A 17,230-nucleotide genomic window follows, 5' to 3' on the forward strand; every position below is an offset into this window, starting at 1 on the left:
ATGAGTATCGACGCCGAAGCCCCCACCGGCCCCCAGTCGGGCGGCGACCCCTTCGCCGCCTCGGCGCGGGAGACCACCGAAGGCAGGGTGTACACGGTCACCGGCGGGGACTGGGACGACTTCCTGGACGACGCGCAGGAGGAGGAGCGCGTCGTCATCAACCTCGGGCCGCAGCACCCCTCCACCCACGGCGTGCTGCGGCTGGTCCTGGAGCTCGAAGGGGAGACCGTCACCAAGGCCCGCTCGGTGATCGGCTACCTGCACACCGGTATCGAGAAGAACACCGAATACCGCACCTGGACCCAGGGCGTCACGTTCGTCACTCGGATGGACTACCTGGCGCCGCTGTACAACGAGGCCGCCTACTGCCTGGGCGTGGAGAAGCTGCTGCGGATCTCCGCGCCCGAGCGGGCCCAGACGATCCGGGTGCTGCTCATGGAGCTCAACCGGATCTCCTCGCACCTGGTCTTCCTGGCCACGGGGGCGATGGAGCTCGGTTCGACCACCGGCATGACCTTCGGGTTCCGCGACCGTGAAGAGGTGCTGCACCTGCTGGAGTTCCTGACCGGGCTGCGGATGAACCACGCCTTCATCCGGCCGGGAGGGGTCTCGCAGGACATCCCGGAGAACTCCAGAGAGAAGGTCCTGGAGTTCTGCAAGGTCATGGAGAGCAGGCTGCCCGACTACGACAAGCTGTTCAGCGGGCAGCCCATCTGGAAGCAGCGCCTCAAGGGGGTCGGCTACCTGCCGCTGGACGCCTGCCTGGCGCTGGGCACGAGCGGCCCCATCCTGCGCTCCGCCGGGCTGGCCTGGGACCTGCGCAAGATCGAGCCCTACTGCGGCTACGAGGAGTTCGACTTCGAGGTTCCCACCAGCACCGACGCGGACTGCTACGCGCGCTTCCTGCTGCGGGTGGAGGAGATCCGGCAGTCGCTGCGGATCGTCCGGCAGTGCATGGACAAGCTGGAGCCGGGGCCGGTCATGGTGGACGATCCCAAGATCGCCTGGCCCGCCCAGCTGAGCATCGGCCCGGACGGCATGGGCAACTCGCTGGACCACGTCCGCAAGATCATGGGTCAGTCGATGGAGTCGCTGATCCATCACTTCAAGCTGGTCACGGAGGGATTCGACGTCCCGCCGGGCCAGACGTACACGCCGGTCGAGGCCCCCAGGGGCGAACTGGGATACCACCTCGTCTCCGACGGCGGCACCCGTCCCATGCGGGTGCACGTCAGGGATCCCAGCTTCGTGAATCTGCAGGCGTTCCCCGCGATGGCCGAAGGCGGGCTGGTCGCGGACGTGATCGCCGTCGTGGCCTCGATCGATCCTGTGATGGGTGGGGTGGACCGCTAGATGACCGAGCAGTTCGACTACACGACCACCGAGCACGTGCTCACCCCCGGCGGGCAGTCCCCGACCGAGTCGGAGGAGCGGGCAGCGGCCGGGGAGGCGGTGTTCGGCGAGCGCGTCCGGGCCGAGGCGCGGAGCATCATCGAGCGCTATCCCGAGGCCCGTTCGGCGCTGCTGCCGATGCTGCACCTGGTGCAGTCGGTGCAGGGGCACGTCACGGCCGAGGGCATGAGCTTCTGCGCCGAACAGCTCGCGCTGTCCACGGCGGAGGTCAACGCGGTCGCCACGTTCTACACGATGTACAAGCGGCAGCCGTGCGGCCGGTTCCTGGTCAGCGTGTGCACCAACACGCTGTGCGCGGCGATGGGCGGCGACGGGATCTACCGCGCGCTGTCCGAGGAGCTCGGCGTGGGGCACGAGGAGACCGCCGGTACGCCGGGGGAGGAGGGCTCGGTGACGCTGGAGCACGCCGAGTGCCTCGCCGCGTGCGACTTCGCCCCCGTGCTGCAGGTCAACTACGAGTACTTCGACAACCAGACGACGGAGAGCGCGCTGGAGACGGTTCGTGCGCTGCGGCGCGGTGAACGGCCGCTGCCGACGCGGGGCGCGCCGCTGACCGACTTCCGGGACACCGAGCGCCAGCTCGCGGGATTCTTCGACGGTCCCGGCTCCGAGGAAGCCGCCGAGGCCTCGGCCGCGGCCCCCGAGACGGTGCGCGGTGCCGAACTCGCCCGCGAGCGAGGCTGGAACGCGCCGCCGGTGCCGGACGAGGTCGAGTTTCCGCCCATCCCGGAGAAGAAGTGAGGGGCAGGCGATGACCGAAGCGAACGCACCAGACGGCACCGCCCGGGAGGCGGCGGGGAGCCCGTTGACCCCCGTGCTGACCCGGCGTTGGCTGTCGCCGGAGTCCTGGTCGCTGCGCACCTACGAACAGCTGGAAGGCTACACCGCGCTGCGCACCGCGCTGTCGCTGCACCCCGACCAGCTCACCGAACTGGTCAAGGCCGCCGGGCTGCGCGGCCGTGGCGGAGCGGGGTTCCCCTCCGGGGTGAAGTGGGGCTTCATGCCCAAGGACCGTTCCCGGCCGCACTACTTGGTGATCAACGCCGACGAGGGCGAGCCGGGGACGTGCAAGGACGTCCCGCTGATGATGGCCGATCCGCACTCGCTGCTCGAGGGGTGCGTCATCGCCGCCTACGCGATGCGGGCCAACAACTGCATGATCTATGTGCGTGGCGAGGCGTTGCACTGCATCCGCAGGCTGCACCACGCGGTGCGCGAGGCCTACGAGGCGGGCTACCTCGGCGAGAACATCCTGGACTCCGGATTCGACCTCGACGTGGTCGTGCACGCGGGAGCCGGTGCCTACATCTGCGGCGAGGAGACCGCCCTGCTCGACTCCCTGGAGGGAAAGCGCGGCCAGCCCAGGTTGAAACCGCCCTTCCCCGCGCAGGCGGGGCTGTACTCCTCGCCCACCACGGTGAACAACGTCGAGACGATCGCCTCGGTCCCGCACATCGTCAACGGCGGTTCGGACTGGTTCCGCGGCATGGGGCGGGAGAAGTCCCCGGGGCCGAAGATCTTCTCGCTGTCCGGGCACGTGGAGCGCCCCGGCCAGTACGAGGCCCCGCTCGGCACGACGCTGCGGGAGCTGCTGGAGCTGGCGGGCGGGATGAAGGACGGCATCCCGCTGAAGTTCTGGACCCCGGGCGGGTCCTCGACTCCGCTGTTCACCGCCGACCACCTCGACGTGCCGCTCGACTTCGAGGGGGCCGCCGAGGCGGGGTCCATGCTCGGCACCACCGCGTTGATGATCTTCAACGAGACGGTCTCGGTGCCGTGGGCGGTGATGAAGTGGACCCAGTTCTACGAGCACGAGTCGTGCGGCAAGTGCACCCCCTGCCGCGAGGGGTGCTTCTGGCTGGCGCAGGTGCTGGAGCGGATGGTCCAGGGGCGGGGCACCGAGCAGGACATCGACACCCTGCTCGACGTCTGCGACAACGTGCTCGGCCGCTCGTTCTGCGCTCTCGGTGACGGTGCGGTCAGCCCGATCACCAGCGGCATCAAGTACTTCCGCGAGGAGTTCCTCGCCCTGTGCGAGAGCAACCGCGGGCAGGACACGACAGAGGAACCCGCACTGGCAGGAGTGGCCCGATGACGGTGGCACCCGCTTCCGGAAACGACACCGCGCAGTCCCGCCCGGTACCGGAAGGACACGTCCGGCTGACCATCGACGGGATCGAGGTCGACGCCCCCCAGGGCGAGCTGGTGATCCGCACCGCCGAGCGGCTGGGAATCGTGATCCCCCGGTTCTGCGACCACCCGTTGCTCGATCCGGCGGGCGCGTGCAGGCAGTGCCTGGTCGAGGTGGAGGTCAACGGCAAACCGATGCCCAAGCCCGCCGCCTCCTGCACCACGGCGGTGGCCGACGGCATGGTGGTTCGGACCCAGCAGACCTCGCAGGTGGCCGACAAGGCCCAGCAGGGTGTGATGGAGCTGCTGCTGATCAACCACCCGCTGGACTGCCCGATCTGCGACAAGGGCGGGGAGTGCCCGCTGCAGAACCAGGCGCTCAAGCACGGGCGCGGCGACTCGCGCTTCGTGGACACCAAGCGCACCTTCCCCAAACCGGTCTCGATCTCCTCGCAGATCCTGCTGGACCGGGAGCGCTGCGTGCTCTGCCAGCGCTGCACCAGGTTCTCCAAGCAGATCGCGGGTGACCCGTTCATCGAGCTGCTCGAACGCGGTGCCACGCAGCAGATCGGTACCGGTGAGCAACAGCCCTTCCAGTCCTACTTCTCCGGCAACACCATCCAGATCTGCCCAGTGGGAGCGCTCACCAGCGCGGCGTACCGGTTCCGCTCCCGCCCGTTCGACCTCGTGTCCACCCCGGGGGTGTGCGAGCACTGCTCCTCGGGCTGCTCGCAGCGCACCGACTGGCGGCGCGGCAAGGTCATGCGCAGGCTGGCGGGGGAGGACCCCGAGGTCAACGAGGAGTGGAACTGCGACAAGGGGCGCTTCGCCTTCCGCTACGCGACCGCCAGCGACCGGATCACCCGCCCCATGGTGCGGGACGCGGACTCCGGGGAGCTGCGGGAGACCTCCTGGACCGAGGCGCTCCGCAAGGCCGCCGACGGGCTGCTCAACGCCCGCGACTCGCGCGGCGTCGGGGTGCTGCCCGGCGGAAGACTGACCCGCGAGGACGCCTACGCGTACGGCAAGTTCGCCCGCGTGGCGCTGGGAACCAACGACATCGACCACCGCGCCAGGCCGCACTCCAACGAGGAACTCGACTTCCTGGGCTCCTCGGTGGTCGGCACCGGCCCGGAGGACGGGGTCAGCTACGCCTCGCTGGAGGCCGCCCCCGCGGTGCTGTGCGTGGCCTTCGAACCGGAGGAGGAGTCGCCGATCGTCTTCCTCCGGCTGCGCAAGGCGGCCCGCGACTCGGGGACCAGGGTGTTCCACCTCGGCCAGTGGGACTCGCCGGGAGTGGAGAAGACCACCCACATCGCCGACTCGGGCAGCCCGATCCACAGCGGCGGGCTGCTGCGCTGCCTGCCCGGAGGCGAGGCGGCGGCGCTGTACGAACTTCCGTCCGAAGTGGAACAGGCGCTGGGAGAGCCCGGATCCGTCCTGCTGCTGGGCGAGCGGTGCTCCCAGGTCTCCGGCGTCTACACCGCCGCGATGCGGCTGGCCGAGCGCACCGGGGCACGCATCGCCTGGATTCCGCGCCGCGCCGGGGAGCGCGGTGCGGTCGAGGCGGGAACGCTGCCGACCCTGCTGCCCAACGGACGCCCCGTGTCCGACTCGGTGGTGCGTTCGGGCATCGAACGGGCCTGGGGGATGTCGACGGGAAGCCTGCCCAGCGTTCCCGGCCGCGACATCGACGGCATCCTCGCCGCGGCCGAGTCCGGTGAGCTGTCCGGCCTGCTGGTCGGCGGGCTCGACCCCGCCGACCTACCGGACCCCGAGCAGGCGCGTCGCGCGTTGCGGGCGGCCGGATTCCTCGTAAGTCTCGAACTGCGCCCCACCGGGGTGACCGAGCACGCCGACGTGGTGCTGCCGATCGCACCCACGGTCGAGAAGTCCGGCACCTTCCTCAACTGGGAGGGACGTCCCCGCGAGTTCGAGATCACCATCGAGGGAACCGGGGCCGTGCCGGACTGCCGGGTGCTGGACACCCTCGCGGTCGAGATGGACGTGGACCTGTTCACCCAGACTCCGCAGGCCGTGGCCGCCGAAATACGCCGGTTGGGCCCCAATCCCGGCGCCCGCCCGAAGCCGCCGGACATACCGGCCGAGCCGGTGACCGAACCCTCGGGGGACAGGGCGCTGCTGGCCAGCTGGCGGCACCTGCTCGACAACGGTTCGATGCAGCACGACGAGCCGAACCTCGCCGGTACCGCCCGGCCCCCCGTGGCCCGGGTGTCGCACGGGACCGCGCGACGGCTCGGGCTCGAGCCGCACCAACCGATCCGCGTCAGCACCGAGCGGGGGACGATCGCGCTGGAGTCGGAGGTGGTCGAGATACCGGACGGCGTGGTCTGGCTCCCGGGCAACTCGGGACCGGCCGAGGTCAACGAGGTGCTGGGCGTCGGACACGGTGCCGTCGTCGGCATCGCGGCCGGAACCGCCCCCGCGCCCGGCACCACGCCGGGGCAGCGGGAACCGGGTGGCGAGGAGCTCCCGGCCGTGGCGGGCAACGGCCACACCTCCAACGGCCACGGCCCCCCGGCGCACGGTTCGAACGGCAACGGCCAGGCGGGCATCGACGGGGGTGGCGCATGAACGAGACGGCACGGCTGATCGCCGACGACCCCATCTGGCTGATCCTGATCAAGGTCGTGGGGACGTTCGCCTTCCTCGTGGTCATGACGCTGCTGACCATCTGGGCCGAGCGCCGGGTGATCGGCAGGATGCAGCAGCGCCCCGGCCCGAACCGGGCCGGTCCGTTCGGGATGCTGCAGTCCCTCGCCGACGGGCTCAAGCTCGCGTTCAAAGAGGACATCCGCCCGGTGATGGCCGACAAGTGGATCTACATCCTCGCCCCCGTGGTGTCGGCCACCCCGGCGCTGGTCGCGTTCTCGGTGATCCCGGTCGGCGGCAGGGTGACCATCTTCGGCGAACCCACCGCGCTGCAGCTGGTGGAACTGCCGGTCAGCCTGCTCGTGGTGCTGGCCGCCGCATCGGTCGGGGTGTACGGGATCGTGCTGGCGGGCTGGTCCTCCGGTTCGCCCTACCCGCTGCTCGGCGCGCTGCGTTCCGCCGCGCAGGTGATCTCCTACGAGATCGCGATGGGGCTCTCGTTCATCGCGGTCATCCTCTACGCGGGAACGCTGTCCACTTCGGGGATCGTGGCCGCGCAGCAGAACGGCTGGTTCTTCGCGCTGTTGCCGTTCAGCTTCCTGGTCTACGCGATCGCCATGGTCGGCGAGACGAACCGGGCACCGTTCGACCTGCCAGAAGCGGAGTCCGAACTGGTCGGTGGCTTCCACACCGAGTACTCCTCGCTGAAGTTCGCGCTGTTCTTCCTGGCCGAGTACATCAACATGGTCACCGTCTCCGCCCTGGCCACCACGCTGTTCCTCGGCGGCTGGCACGCGCCCTGGCCGCTCTACCTGATCGGCGATGGCGTGCTCAACACCGGCTGGTGGCCGGTGCTGTGGTTCCTGGGCAAGACGTTGTTCTTCCTGTTCGTGTTCGTCTGGCTGCGCGGCACCCTGCCGAGGCTGCGCTACGACCAGTTCATGAACCTCGGCTGGAAGGTGCTGGTGCCGCTCAGCCTGGTCTGGATCTGCGCGGTCACCGCCATCCGCGGCATCCGCGAGGCGGACCTGCTCGGCTCGCAGCAGTTCCTGTTCATAGGTGGCGGCATCGTCGTGCTGCTGCTGCTCGTCGCCTTCCTCGTGCCCGACCGCCAACCGCCCGAACAGGAGCAGCAGGAGCCGGTCGCACCGCTGTCCGGCGGCGGCTACCCCGTCCCGCCACTCGACCTGAAGGTGCCCGAGAGCCCAAGGGAGACCAGGGTCTCGGCCACCTCGGGCACGCGGTCCCGGCTTCCGGAAGCCGGCCAAGAGCCCACCAGCTCAACTAAGGAGGCACCCGATGGGAATGACTGATCCCCTGAAGGGCTTCGGCGTCACCCTGTCCAAGATGTTCAAGACGGTGCTGACCGAGGAGTATCCCGAGGTCAAGAAGATCCCAGCTCCCCGCTTCCACGGCAAGCACCAGCTGAACCGGCATCCGGACGGGCTGGAGAAGTGCGTCGGGTGCGAGCTGTGCGCGTGGGCCTGCCCGGCCGACGCGATCTTCGTGGAGGGCGGCACGAACACCGACGACGAACGGTACTCGCCCGGTGAGCGCTACGGATTCGACTACCAGATCAACTACCTGCGCTGCATCGGCTGCGGGTTGTGCATCGAGGCGTGCCCGACGCGGGCGCTGACGATGACCAACGAGTACGAGACCGCCGACGACAACCGGCAGAACCTGATCTACACCAAGGAGGATCTGCTCGCCCCGCTGCTGCCCGGCATGGAGCAGCCGCCGCACGACATGCGGCTCGGCGACGACGAGCAGGACTACTACGTCAACGGACCGGAACTCGCCCGAGGCCAGGGAGTCCCGGCGGGAGCCACGGTCGAGACCGGTGACGAGGAGGCCGTTCGGTGATGACCATGGCGGCTACCACCGAGGTGCTCGTGCGGACCCCGCTCGCGCAGGCCGCGCAGCAGGGTGTCGTGGGCACCGGGGAGACCGTGGTGTTCTGGATTCTCGGGCCGCTGGCGCTGCTGGGCGCGCTCGGGATGGTCTTCGCGCGCAGCGCGGTGCACTCGGCGCTGTGGCTGGTGCTGACGATGCTCAGCCTCGGGGTGCTGTACATGGCCCAGAGCGCGCAGTTCCTCGGCTTCACCCAGATCATCGTCTACACCGGCGCGATCATGATGCTGTTCCTGTTCGTGCTGATGATGGTCGGCAGGGACGCGTCCGACTCCGTGGTCGAGGTGCTGCGCGGGCAGCGGCTGGCCGCCGGGGTGCTCGGTGTGGCGCTGGCCGCGCTGTTGACGGCGGGGCTGGCGCGTTCGCTCGACGGTGTGGTGCCCGCCGCACCGCTGGACCCGTGGGCCCCCGGTGGCGGAGCCGCGGGCGGTCTCGGCCAGGTGATCTTCACCGACTACCTGTTCCCGTTCGAACTCACCTCGGCACTGCTGATCACCGCCTCGATCGGGGCCATGGTGCTGGCCTACGGCGGGAAGGGGCGCAAACCGCGCATGAACCAGCGCGAGACCGTCGAGGCCCGGTTCCGGGGCGAGTACTCCAGGCCCTCCCCGCTGCCCGGCCCCGGTGTGTACGCCACCGCGAACTCGGTGGCGACCCCCGCGCTGCTGCCGGACGGTTCCGTGGCCGAGGACTCGCTGTCCGAGATCCTCGACAACACCCCGGTAGAGCGGTTGCGCGCCGACCAGCGGTCGGTCTCCGGCAGCGTCACACCGCCCGACCCGCACGCCCTGACCGGGCCGACGGAGCGGGCGGAGTCCGAGCGTGAGACCGGACGGCGGAACGCCGAGGCCCCGGGGGAGCCGAACGGGCGGCCCCCCGACAACGGCGCCGCGGGGAACGGAACCGGCAAGAACGGTTCCGGTGACCACGCCGAGAGCAACGGTTCGACCGGAGCCACCGGTGACGAGACCGCGGACCCCGATGCCGGTTCGAGTTCCCCCGAGGAGGTCAGGCAGTGACCCCCACCTACTATCTGCTGCTTTCGGCGCTGCTGTTCACCATCGGCACGGTCGGCGTGCTCATGCGCCGCAACGCGATCGTGCTGTTCATGTGCGTGGAGCTGATGCTCAACGCGGTCAACCTTTCGCTGGTGACGTTCGCGCGCATCGAGGGATCGATCGACGGCCAGGTCATGGCCTTCTTCGTGATGGTCGTCGCCGCGGCCGAGGTCGTGGTCGGACTGGCCATCATCATGTCCATCTTCCGGACCCGCCGATCGGCCTCCGTCGACGACGCCAACCTGCTGAAGTACTAGCCCGGACGGAACGGACGCACAGCGAATGGACCAACGGAACGGATTGGGAGACGGCGTGACGACCTCCGTGCTGGCCGCTCCGGAGCCGGTGCAGGCCGCTCAGGGAGCGATTCAGAGCAATGCGTGGCTGATCATCGCGATTCCGTTGCTCGGTGCGGCTGTACTGCTGTTGGCGGGCAGGCGCGCCAACGGCTGGGGGCACCTGCTGGGGTGCGCCACGGTCATCGCCTCCTTCGGATACGCCCTGGCCCTGTTCTCCTCGGTCGGCGGTTCGGAGCAGGCCGCGCGCTCGCTGCACCTGTTCTCCTGGATACCCGTCAACTCCCTGCAGGTCGACTTCGGACTGCGTATCGACCCGCTGTCGCTGGTGTTCGTGCTGCTGATCACCGGTGTCGGCTCGCTGATCCACATCTACTCGATCGGCTACATGGCCCACGACCAGCAGGGGCGAACGGGCCGAGGCAACACCGAACGGCGCCGCTTCTTCGGGTACCTGAACCTGTTCGTGGCGGCGATGCTGATCCTGGTGCTGGGCAACAGCTTCGTGACCCTCTACCTCGGCTGGGAGGGCGTCGGGCTGGCCTCCTACCTGCTCATCGGGTTCTGGCAGCAGCGCCCCAGCGCCGCTGGCGCGGCCACCAAGGCATTCGTGATGAACCGGGTCGGCGACGTCGGGCTCGCACTGGCGATCTTCCTGCTGTTCGCGCGGCTCGGCACCACCCAGTACGCCGAGGTGTTCGCCCGCGCCGACGAACTCTCCTCGGGCACGGTGCTGGCCATCGCGCTGTTGCTGCTGCTCGGGGCCTGCGGCAAGTCCGGCCAGGTGCCGCTGCAGGCCTGGCTGCCCGACGCGATGGAGGGCCCCACCCCCGTCTCGGCGCTGATCCACGCCGCCACCATGGTCACCGCCGGGGTGTACCTGATCGCGCGGGCCAACCCGCTCTACAGCATGACCGAGGTCGGCCAGCTGGTGGTCGCGATCGTCGGCGCGGTTACCCTGCTCGTCGGTTGCGTGATCGGCTGCGCCTACGACGACATCAAGAAGGTCCTGGCCTATTCCACGGTCAGCCAGATCGGCTACATGATGCTCGCCGTCGGGCTGGGACCGGCGGGCTACGCCCTGGGAATCATGCACCTGCTCACGCACGGCTTCTTCAAGGCCGGACTGTTCCTGGGTGCGGGATCGGTGATGCACGGCATGCGCGACGAGGTCGACATGCGCAAGTTCGGCGGGCTCTACCGCTACATGCCGATCACCTTCGCCACGTTCGGGCTCGGCTATCTGGCACTGATCGGTTTCCCCTTCCTGTCCGGCTACTACTCCAAGGAAGCCATCATCGGAGCCGCATTCGCCGAGCCCGGTTGGCGGGGCTGGGTCCTCGGTGGCGCGGCGGTCCTCGGGGCTGGCCTGACCGCCTTCTACATGACCCGCCTGATGCTGATGACCTTCTTCGGTGAGCGGCGCTGGCGGAACCGGACCACCTCCGAGGGCGAGGAGTTCCACCCGCACGAGTCGCCCGCCGTGATGACCGGCCCGATGATCGTGCTCGCGGTCGGCTCGGTGGCGGCGGGCTTCCTGCTGACCAGCGGTGAGCGGCTGGTGCACTTCCTGAGCCCGGCCCTCGGTGAGCTCCAGGAGGGACACACCGTGCTGCCGCACTCGGTGATCCCGGTGCTCACGCTGGGACTGTCCGCCGTAGGGGTGCTGGTGGCCTGGCTGGTGGTCGGACGCCGCCGGGTTCCCGACACCGCCCCGCAGCGGGTCTCGCCGGTGGTGCGCGCGGCGCGCGCCGATCTCTACGGCAACGCGCTCAACCGCGCGGTGGCGGTGCGCCCGACCGTGGGGCTGGCGGACGGGCTGGCCCGGTTCGACCGGGCGGGTGTCGACGGCACGGTCAACGGAGTGGCCTCGACCCTCGGTGCCCTCTCGGGGGTGCTGCGACGGTGGCAGACCGGTTTCGTCCGGTCCTACGCGATGTCCATGTTGGTCGGCGGCGTCCTGCTGGTGGCCGCCCTGCTCTCGGTGGGAACTCCATGACGACGGCTCGTTGCCCGAATTCCCGCGAAATCGCCGGAGAAGAGGAGACGCGATGAACCTGCTCCTCGCGCTGATTCTGCTGCCGCTGCTCGGCGCGATCGTCGTGGCGCTGCTGCGTGGCAACGAACGCGCGGCCAAACCGGTGGCCCTGGGCTTCTCGCTGGCCGAGCTGGTGCTCGCGGCGGTGGCGTGGGCGAGTTACCGGCCCGGTGGCGCCAGGCTACAGCTGAGTGGCTCGATCGAGTGGATACCCACCTACGGCATAAGCCTGTCGTTCGGGCTGGACGGCATCGCGCTCGTGATGGTCGCGGTGATAGCACTGCTGATGCCCCTGGTGCTGGGATTCAGCTGGCGGGAGCGGCTCCCCTCGGAGCGGAGCCGGGGCGGGTTCTTCGCGCTGCTGCTGGTCGAACAGGCGCTGACCGTGGCGGTGTTCGCGGCCACCGACGTGTTCGTGTTCTACGTGCTGTTCGAGATCATGCTGATCCCGATGTACTTCCTGATCGGCGGTTACGGCGGCAGCAGGCGGCAGTACGCGGCGGTGAAGTTCTTCCTGTACTCCTTCCTCGGCGGGCTGATCATGCTGGCCTCGGCCATCGGCGCCTACTCCTACGCGGCCCGCACCACGGGGCAGGGGACCTTCGACTGGGCCACGCTGCGGGGAGTGCTCGCCGACGCGCCCACCTCGGTGCAGGTGTGGATCTTCCTGGGCTTCTTCGCGGCGTTCGCGATCAAGGCCCCGCTGGTTCCGCTGCACACCTGGCTGCCCGACGCCGCGGAACAGGCCCCCATCGGGGTGGCGGTCATCGTGGTCGGTGTACTGGACAAGGTCGGCACCTTCGGATTCCTGCGCTACAGCCTGCCGCTGGCTCCGGAGGCGTCCCAGCTGCTGGCGCCGCTGGTGCTCACGCTGGGCGTGGTCGGTGTGCTGTACGGCTCGCTGCAGGCGTTCGCCCAGACCGACCTCAAGCGGTTCATCGCCTACGTCTCGATCGCCCACTTCGGATTCATCGCGTTGGGCATCTTCGCGTTCACCTCGCAGGCGCAGGTGGGCGCGGCGTCCTACATGGTCAACCACAGCATCGCCACCGGCATGCTCGTGCTGGTGATCGGAATGATCATCGCGCGTGGCGGGTCCAGCAGGATCGCCGACTACGGCGGCATGGCGCGGGTCACCCCGCTGCTGGCCGGGATGCTGCTGGTCGCCGGGCTGAGCACCCTCTCCCTGCCGGGAACCAACTCCTTCATCAGCGAGTTCCTCGTGCTGATCGGCTCGTTCGCCACCCGGCCGGTGTTCGCGATACTGGCCACCGTCGGGATGGTGCTGGCGGCGGTGTACGTGCTCCGGCTCTACCAGCGGATCATGCAGGGACCACTGTCGGGGACCGCGCTGCTCGACTCGGCGGGCGGCCCGGGAGCCGCGACCGACCCGGAGTTCGCCGCGAGCGGTGGAACAGGCTCCGGCGCCAGCAGGCTCGCCCTCCGCGATCTCGACGGCAGGGAGATCGGCGTTCTGGCGCCCCTCGTGGTGCTGATCGTTCTGCTGGGGTTGTACCCCGCCCCGGTGCTGGACGTGATCACCCCCTCGGTGGAAGCAACGATGAGCGAGGTCGGCGTCACCGATCCCGTGACCTCTCAGGGAGGTAACTGACAGTGGGAGTGGTAGCGCGAACCGGTGTCCCGGACCGGCATTCCGAAGTGCTGGCCCAGCAGTCCACCGACATGCCGCCGATCGCCTACGCGGCCGTCGCGCCGGTGTTGATCGTGCTGGTCGCGGCGTGTCTGGGCGTGCTGGTCGAGGCGTTCGTCCCCCGGCGCCAGCGCTGGGCGGTGCAGGTGGCGCTGAGTCTGCTGACCGTGGTCTGCGCGGGTGCGGCCCTGATCCGGCACGCCAGGGAGATCAACACCGGCGGCACCACCTTCGCGGACACCGTGGCGGTGGGGCCGGCGACGCTGTTCCTGTGGGGAACGCTGCTGGCGCTGGCGCTCGGGGCGATCCTGCTGATCGCCGATCGTTCGATCGAGCCGGGCGGCGCGTTCGTCGCCGAGACGAACGCGGCGTCGGGCGGAACCGCATCGCGGCACCCCGCCGACGCCCCCGGTGCGGCCTCGGCCGAGGTCATGGACCGGGCGAGCGCCTCGGTGGTCGGGATGCGCACCGAGGTCTTCCCGCTGGTGCTGTTCTCCCTCGGCGGGATGATGGTGTTCTGCGCGGCCAACGACCTGCTGACGATGTTCGTCGCGCTGGAGGTGCTGAGCCTGCCGCTCTACCTGCTGTGCGGCCTGGCCAGGCGGCGCAGGCTGCTCTCGCAGGAAGCCGCGGTCAAGTACTTCCTGCTGGGTGCCTTCGCCTCCGCGTTCTTCCTCTACGGCCTGGCACTGCTGTACGGCTACGCGGGCTCGGTGAAGTTCTCCGACATCGCCGACGCCACGGCGGGGAGCCTGCGCTCGGACACCCTGCTGTTCGCCGGTCTCGGATTGGTGGTCATGGGGCTGCTGTTCAAGGGTTCGGTCGGGCCGTTCCACCTCTGGACCCCGGACGTGTACCACGGTGCCCCGACGGCGGTGACCGGTTTCATGGCGGCCTGCACCAAGGTCGCCGCCTTCGGTGGGCTGTTGCGGCTGCTGCACGTCGCCTTCCGGGCCTCCAGCTGGGAGTGGCACTGGGTGCTGTGGAGCGTCGCGGTGCTGTCGATGGTCATCGGGGTGGTGTCCGGGCTGACCCAACGGGACCTCAAGCGCATGATCGCCTACTCCTCGATCGCGCATGCGGGATTTCTCATGGTCGGGGCGATCACGCTGACCGAGCGGGGACTGTCGGCGACGCTGTTCTACCTGCTCGCCTACGGCTTCACCACGCTGGCGGTGTTCGGGACCATCGGGCTGGTCCGCACCTCGGAGGGTGAGGCGACTCACCTCTCCGACTGGGCGGGGCTGGCCAAACGCTCGCCCGTGGTGGCCACGGTGTTCACCTTCCTGCTGCTCGCACTGGCCGGTATCCCGGCGACCAGCGGTTTCATGGGCAAGTTCGCGGTCTTCTCAGCGGCCTTCTCGGCGGGTATGGGGCCGCTGGTGGTCATAGCGCTGCTGGCCAGCGCGCTGGCCGCGTTCATCTACCTCCGCGTCATCGTGCTGATGTTCTTCAACGACCCGGCGCCGGACGGGCCCACCGTCAGCGTGCCCGGCGCTTTCACCACCGCGGCCATAACACTCGGGGTGGTGGTGACGTTGCTGCTCGGCCTGGTTCCGATGCTGGCGCTGGACTGGGCGAGTGTCGGTGGCTTCGTGTCGTAGGGTGTCCCTCGCAGGGCATTTCCGGGGGAGACGAAGGCGACGGTGACGTGACCAGCCCAGTTGGTGATCCGACCAGCGGTGTGCCGTGGGAGACGGGCACCGTGGCCGGTGGTTTCGACATTGCCGATCCGCAGCTCGCCGAATCGGTGCGGGCGGGGATGGCGCGGGTGGAACGACTGCTGCACGAAGCCGTGCACAGCGATCTGGACTTCACCACCCGCGCCTCGCTGCACCTTGTCGAAGCGGGAGGTAAGCGCTTCCGGCCGCTGTTCACGTTGTTGGCGGCCGAGTTCGGCGAATCGGATCGGGAAGCGGTGACCAAGTCCGCCGTGATCCTCGAGATGGTCCACCTGGCCACGCTCTACCACGACGACGTGATGGACGAGGCCACCATGCGGCGCGGCGCCAGCAGCGCCAACGCCAGGTGGGACAACTCGGTGGCCATCCTCACGGGGGACTTCTTGTTCGCCCAGGCCTCCCAGCTGGCCGCCGATCTGGGCAGCGACGCCGTCCGGAGGTTGGCCCGCACTTTCGAGGCCCTCGTCACCGGCCAGATGCGCGAGACCGTCGGGGCCGGTGCGGACGAGGACATCGTGGCGCACTACCTGGAGGTGATCGACGAGAAGACCGGCTCGCTGATCGCCACCTGCGGTCGGTTCGGCGCCGAGTTCAGCGGTGCCGACGGGGAGCGGGTGGAGATCCTGGAGAACATCGGCAAGATCGTCGGCACCGCGTTCCAGATCTCGGACGACATCATCGACATCGCCTCGCCCCCGGACGAGTCGGGCAAGACGCCCGGTACCGATCTCCGGGAGGGAGTCCGTACACTGCCGATGCTCTACGAGTTGACCGCTCCCGATCCCGACACGCGGTTACGTGAGCTGCTTTCGGGGTCCCTGACGGCGGATGGCGACGTGCAGGAGGCGCTGCGGCGGCTGCGGGAGTCGTCCGGGTTGGCTCGGGCGCGCCGAACCCTGGACACTTACGCTGAGCAGGCGAGTGCGGAGCTGACCCGCCTGCCGGACTGTCCTGCCCGGCAGGCGCTCTACGCGCTGGTCGACTACGTCGTGGCTCGAACCCGATGAAGCGCGACCGCACGTCGTCGCCCACCCCGTCGGCTCCGGGCGTGGTCGTACTCGTCGCCGGTTGACTTCGCGAGAGAAAGGACCGCAGCGGTGACGTGGCTGTTTACCCAGGTGTGGCTGTGGAGCGTGGCCGCGTTCTCGGCGGGTGCGGCCGTTACCTGGCTGCTGTTCGTCCGGCCCGCCCACCGGCAGCTGCGCGAGTCGCGCGAGCGTCCCGTCCCCGAGGGCGACATCCCGGTGTGGGACTCCGAACCGGTTCCGGAGCGAGAGCTACACCGCGACACCGAGGTCTGGCCAGTGGCCGGGGACGAAACCGTGCGGGAGCCGGGATCGGACCCCACCGTCGAACGGACCGCTCACCTTCCCGAAGCCCCGGCTGAAACCGTTCCCGCCGGTGGGCCGGAGCGACCTACCGAGAGCGTGCCCCGGCCGTTGGGGAGCCAACGCGCCCGTTGGATGGCGGCGGCCTCCGAGGACTTCGGCGGCTCCGTCTTCGCGACCCCGGTGGGCGGTGGGACCGCCGGCCAGGGGGAGGACACCGCGGAGTGGCAGCCGGTGCAGGAAGCCTCCGGGCGAACGGAAACCGTCTCGTTCGAGGACGCCGACCTGCGGTTGGAGCGGGAGCGCGAGCAGCGGTCCCGGCCGTACCTCGGCGCGGAGGCCGCCAGCGGTGCCGCGAAGCCCACGGCCCCCGCCGAAGTGGGCTCCGAAGCCGAGCACTCCGGAGCGGAGCCCGACAACACGTGGTTCGCGGCCACCGAGTTCGACATGTACGACACCGACAACGTCGCCTCGGAGCCCTCCACGCCTCGCGCGGAGGGGAGCGAGCACGGCTCGAGGCGGGACGCTCCCGGGGAAACCCGGATGTCCGGGGACGGCGAGGGTGAGCTGACCGGCAGGTTGCGCTCCCTGTTCGAACCGATGGTGACCCCCGGCATCGATCCGGACCGCAGCGGTGCCGAGCTGCCACCCACCGCCGGGGAACCGGTGACCGACGGAGTCGCCTCCCCTCCCACCGCTGATGAGCTCACCGGGGAGCACACCTCCACCGGGCCCGGCACGGCGGCCGAGGAACTGCCGAAGCGGGTTCCCGGAGCGTACACCCGTCCCCGCGGCTCTTCGGCCAACTCGGTGATCACCGGCAACGTTCTGGGCGGGCGGGGCTCCGAGACCGGGGAGAGCGCGGGGAGCGTGGTCTCCGGGGCCGCTCCCCAGGAGTGGTACCCGGACGAGAGATACCCGGAACAGCCGAGGCCGGACGCCGGCTACACGGTCAAGGGGCAGTTCGACTCGCGGCAGTACCACACCGAGGACTCGCCCTACTTCGACCGGGTGGTCGCGGAGGTGTGGTTCCGCGACGCCGCTGACGCCGAACAGGCGGGGTTCGTGGCCTGGGACGGTCGGTCCCGCGCCTGAGCGGATCGACCC

Annotated in this window: 13 protein-coding genes; all 13 read left to right on the forward strand. The window is 69.6% G+C overall.

Annotated elements, in window-relative coordinates; genetic code table 11:
- The gene (locus BLQ75_RS17020; RefSeq protein ID WP_092603517.1) at positions 1-1,353 is read left to right on the forward strand and encodes an NADH-quinone oxidoreductase subunit D; all 1,353 of its coding nucleotides are present in this window, start codon (positions 1-3) and stop codon (positions 1,351-1,353) included.
- On the forward strand, positions 1,354-2,154 hold the full coding sequence (gene nuoE, locus BLQ75_RS17025; RefSeq protein WP_092603519.1) for an NADH-quinone oxidoreductase subunit NuoE: 801 nt from the start codon (positions 1,354-1,356) through the stop codon (positions 2,152-2,154).
- 10 nt (positions 2,155-2,164) lie between these two features.
- Positions 2,165-3,508, forward strand: a complete 1,344-nt coding sequence (nuoF, locus tag BLQ75_RS17030) for an NADH-quinone oxidoreductase subunit NuoF (RefSeq protein ID WP_092603521.1) — start codon at positions 2,165-2,167, stop codon at positions 3,506-3,508.
- Positions 3,505-6,138: an NADH-quinone oxidoreductase subunit G gene (locus tag BLQ75_RS17035; protein ID WP_092603523.1), complete on the forward strand. Its 2,634-nt coding sequence runs from the start codon at positions 3,505-3,507 to the stop codon at positions 6,136-6,138. Before nuoF ends, BLQ75_RS17035 begins: the two co-directional genes overlap by 4 nt.
- The gene (nuoH, locus tag BLQ75_RS17040; RefSeq protein ID WP_092603525.1) at positions 6,135-7,469 is read left to right on the forward strand and encodes an NADH-quinone oxidoreductase subunit NuoH; all 1,335 of its coding nucleotides are present in this window, start codon (positions 6,135-6,137) and stop codon (positions 7,467-7,469) included. The genes BLQ75_RS17035 and nuoH overlap by 4 nt, the downstream gene beginning before the upstream one ends.
- Positions 7,456-8,022, forward strand: coding sequence for an NADH-quinone oxidoreductase subunit NuoI (nuoI, locus tag BLQ75_RS17045; RefSeq protein WP_043570249.1), 567 nt, complete (start codon positions 7,456-7,458; stop codon positions 8,020-8,022). The genes nuoH and nuoI overlap by 14 nt, the downstream gene beginning before the upstream one ends.
- Before the next feature lie 5 nt (positions 8,023-8,027).
- The gene (locus BLQ75_RS17050; RefSeq protein WP_425286469.1) at positions 8,028-9,089 is read left to right on the forward strand and encodes an NADH-quinone oxidoreductase subunit J; all 1,062 of its coding nucleotides are present in this window, start codon (positions 8,028-8,030) and stop codon (positions 9,087-9,089) included.
- Positions 9,086-9,385, forward strand: coding sequence for an NADH-quinone oxidoreductase subunit NuoK (gene nuoK, locus BLQ75_RS17055; protein WP_092603527.1), 300 nt, complete (start codon positions 9,086-9,088; stop codon positions 9,383-9,385). Before BLQ75_RS17050 ends, nuoK begins: the two co-directional genes overlap by 4 nt.
- 109 nt (positions 9,386-9,494) lie before the next feature.
- On the forward strand, positions 9,495-11,423 hold the full coding sequence (nuoL, locus tag BLQ75_RS17060; protein ID WP_092603710.1) for an NADH-quinone oxidoreductase subunit L: 1,929 nt from the start codon (positions 9,495-9,497) through the stop codon (positions 11,421-11,423).
- A gap of 52 nt (positions 11,424-11,475) precedes the next feature.
- Complete coding sequence (locus BLQ75_RS17065) at positions 11,476-13,074, forward strand: NADH-quinone oxidoreductase subunit M (protein ID WP_092603529.1); 1,599 nt, start codon at positions 11,476-11,478, stop codon at positions 13,072-13,074.
- A 71-nt stretch (positions 13,075-13,145) separates the two neighbouring features.
- Positions 13,146-14,717, forward strand: a complete 1,572-nt coding sequence (nuoN, locus tag BLQ75_RS17070) for an NADH-quinone oxidoreductase subunit NuoN (protein WP_092603712.1) — start codon at positions 13,146-13,148, stop codon at positions 14,715-14,717.
- A gap of 47 nt (positions 14,718-14,764) precedes the next feature.
- The gene (locus tag BLQ75_RS17075; protein ID WP_280137852.1) at positions 14,765-15,802 is read left to right on the forward strand and encodes a polyprenyl synthetase family protein; all 1,038 of its coding nucleotides are present in this window, start codon (positions 14,765-14,767) and stop codon (positions 15,800-15,802) included.
- Between the two features lie 90 nt (positions 15,803-15,892).
- Positions 15,893-17,218 carry a sunset domain-containing protein gene (locus BLQ75_RS17080; protein ID WP_092603531.1) on the forward strand — a complete coding sequence of 442 codons (1,326 nt, stop codon included), beginning with the start codon at positions 15,893-15,895 and terminating at the stop codon, positions 17,216-17,218.
- Positions 17,219-17,230 lie beyond the last annotated feature (12 nt).

Source organism: Actinopolyspora xinjiangensis (assembly GCF_900104475.1).
GTDB lineage: Bacteria > Actinomycetota > Actinomycetes > Mycobacteriales > Pseudonocardiaceae > Actinopolyspora > Actinopolyspora xinjiangensis.

What these genes read in the sequence shown, in the direction of transcription:
- BLQ75_RS17020 (WP_092603517.1), top strand. Translation starts at nt 1, where the DNA reads ATGAGTATCGACGCCGAAGCCCCCACCGGCCCCCAGTCGGGCGGCGAC.
- nuoE (WP_092603519.1), top strand. Translation starts at nt 1,354, where the DNA reads ATGACCGAGCAGTTCGACTACACGACCACCGAGCACGTGCTCACCCCC.
- nuoF (WP_092603521.1), top strand. Translation starts at nt 2,165, where the DNA reads ATGACCGAAGCGAACGCACCAGACGGCACCGCCCGGGAGGCGGCGGGG.
- BLQ75_RS17035 (WP_092603523.1), top strand. Translation starts at nt 3,505, where the DNA reads ATGACGGTGGCACCCGCTTCCGGAAACGACACCGCGCAGTCCCGCCCG.
- nuoH (WP_092603525.1), top strand. Translation starts at nt 6,135, where the DNA reads ATGAACGAGACGGCACGGCTGATCGCCGACGACCCCATCTGGCTGATC.
- nuoI (WP_043570249.1), top strand. Translation starts at nt 7,456, where the DNA reads ATGGGAATGACTGATCCCCTGAAGGGCTTCGGCGTCACCCTGTCCAAG.
- BLQ75_RS17050 (WP_425286469.1), top strand. Translation starts at nt 8,028, where the DNA reads ATGGCGGCTACCACCGAGGTGCTCGTGCGGACCCCGCTCGCGCAGGCC.
- BLQ75_RS17065 (WP_092603529.1), top strand. Translation starts at nt 11,476, where the DNA reads ATGAACCTGCTCCTCGCGCTGATTCTGCTGCCGCTGCTCGGCGCGATC.
- nuoN (WP_092603712.1), top strand. Translation starts at nt 13,146, where the DNA reads ATGCCGCCGATCGCCTACGCGGCCGTCGCGCCGGTGTTGATCGTGCTG.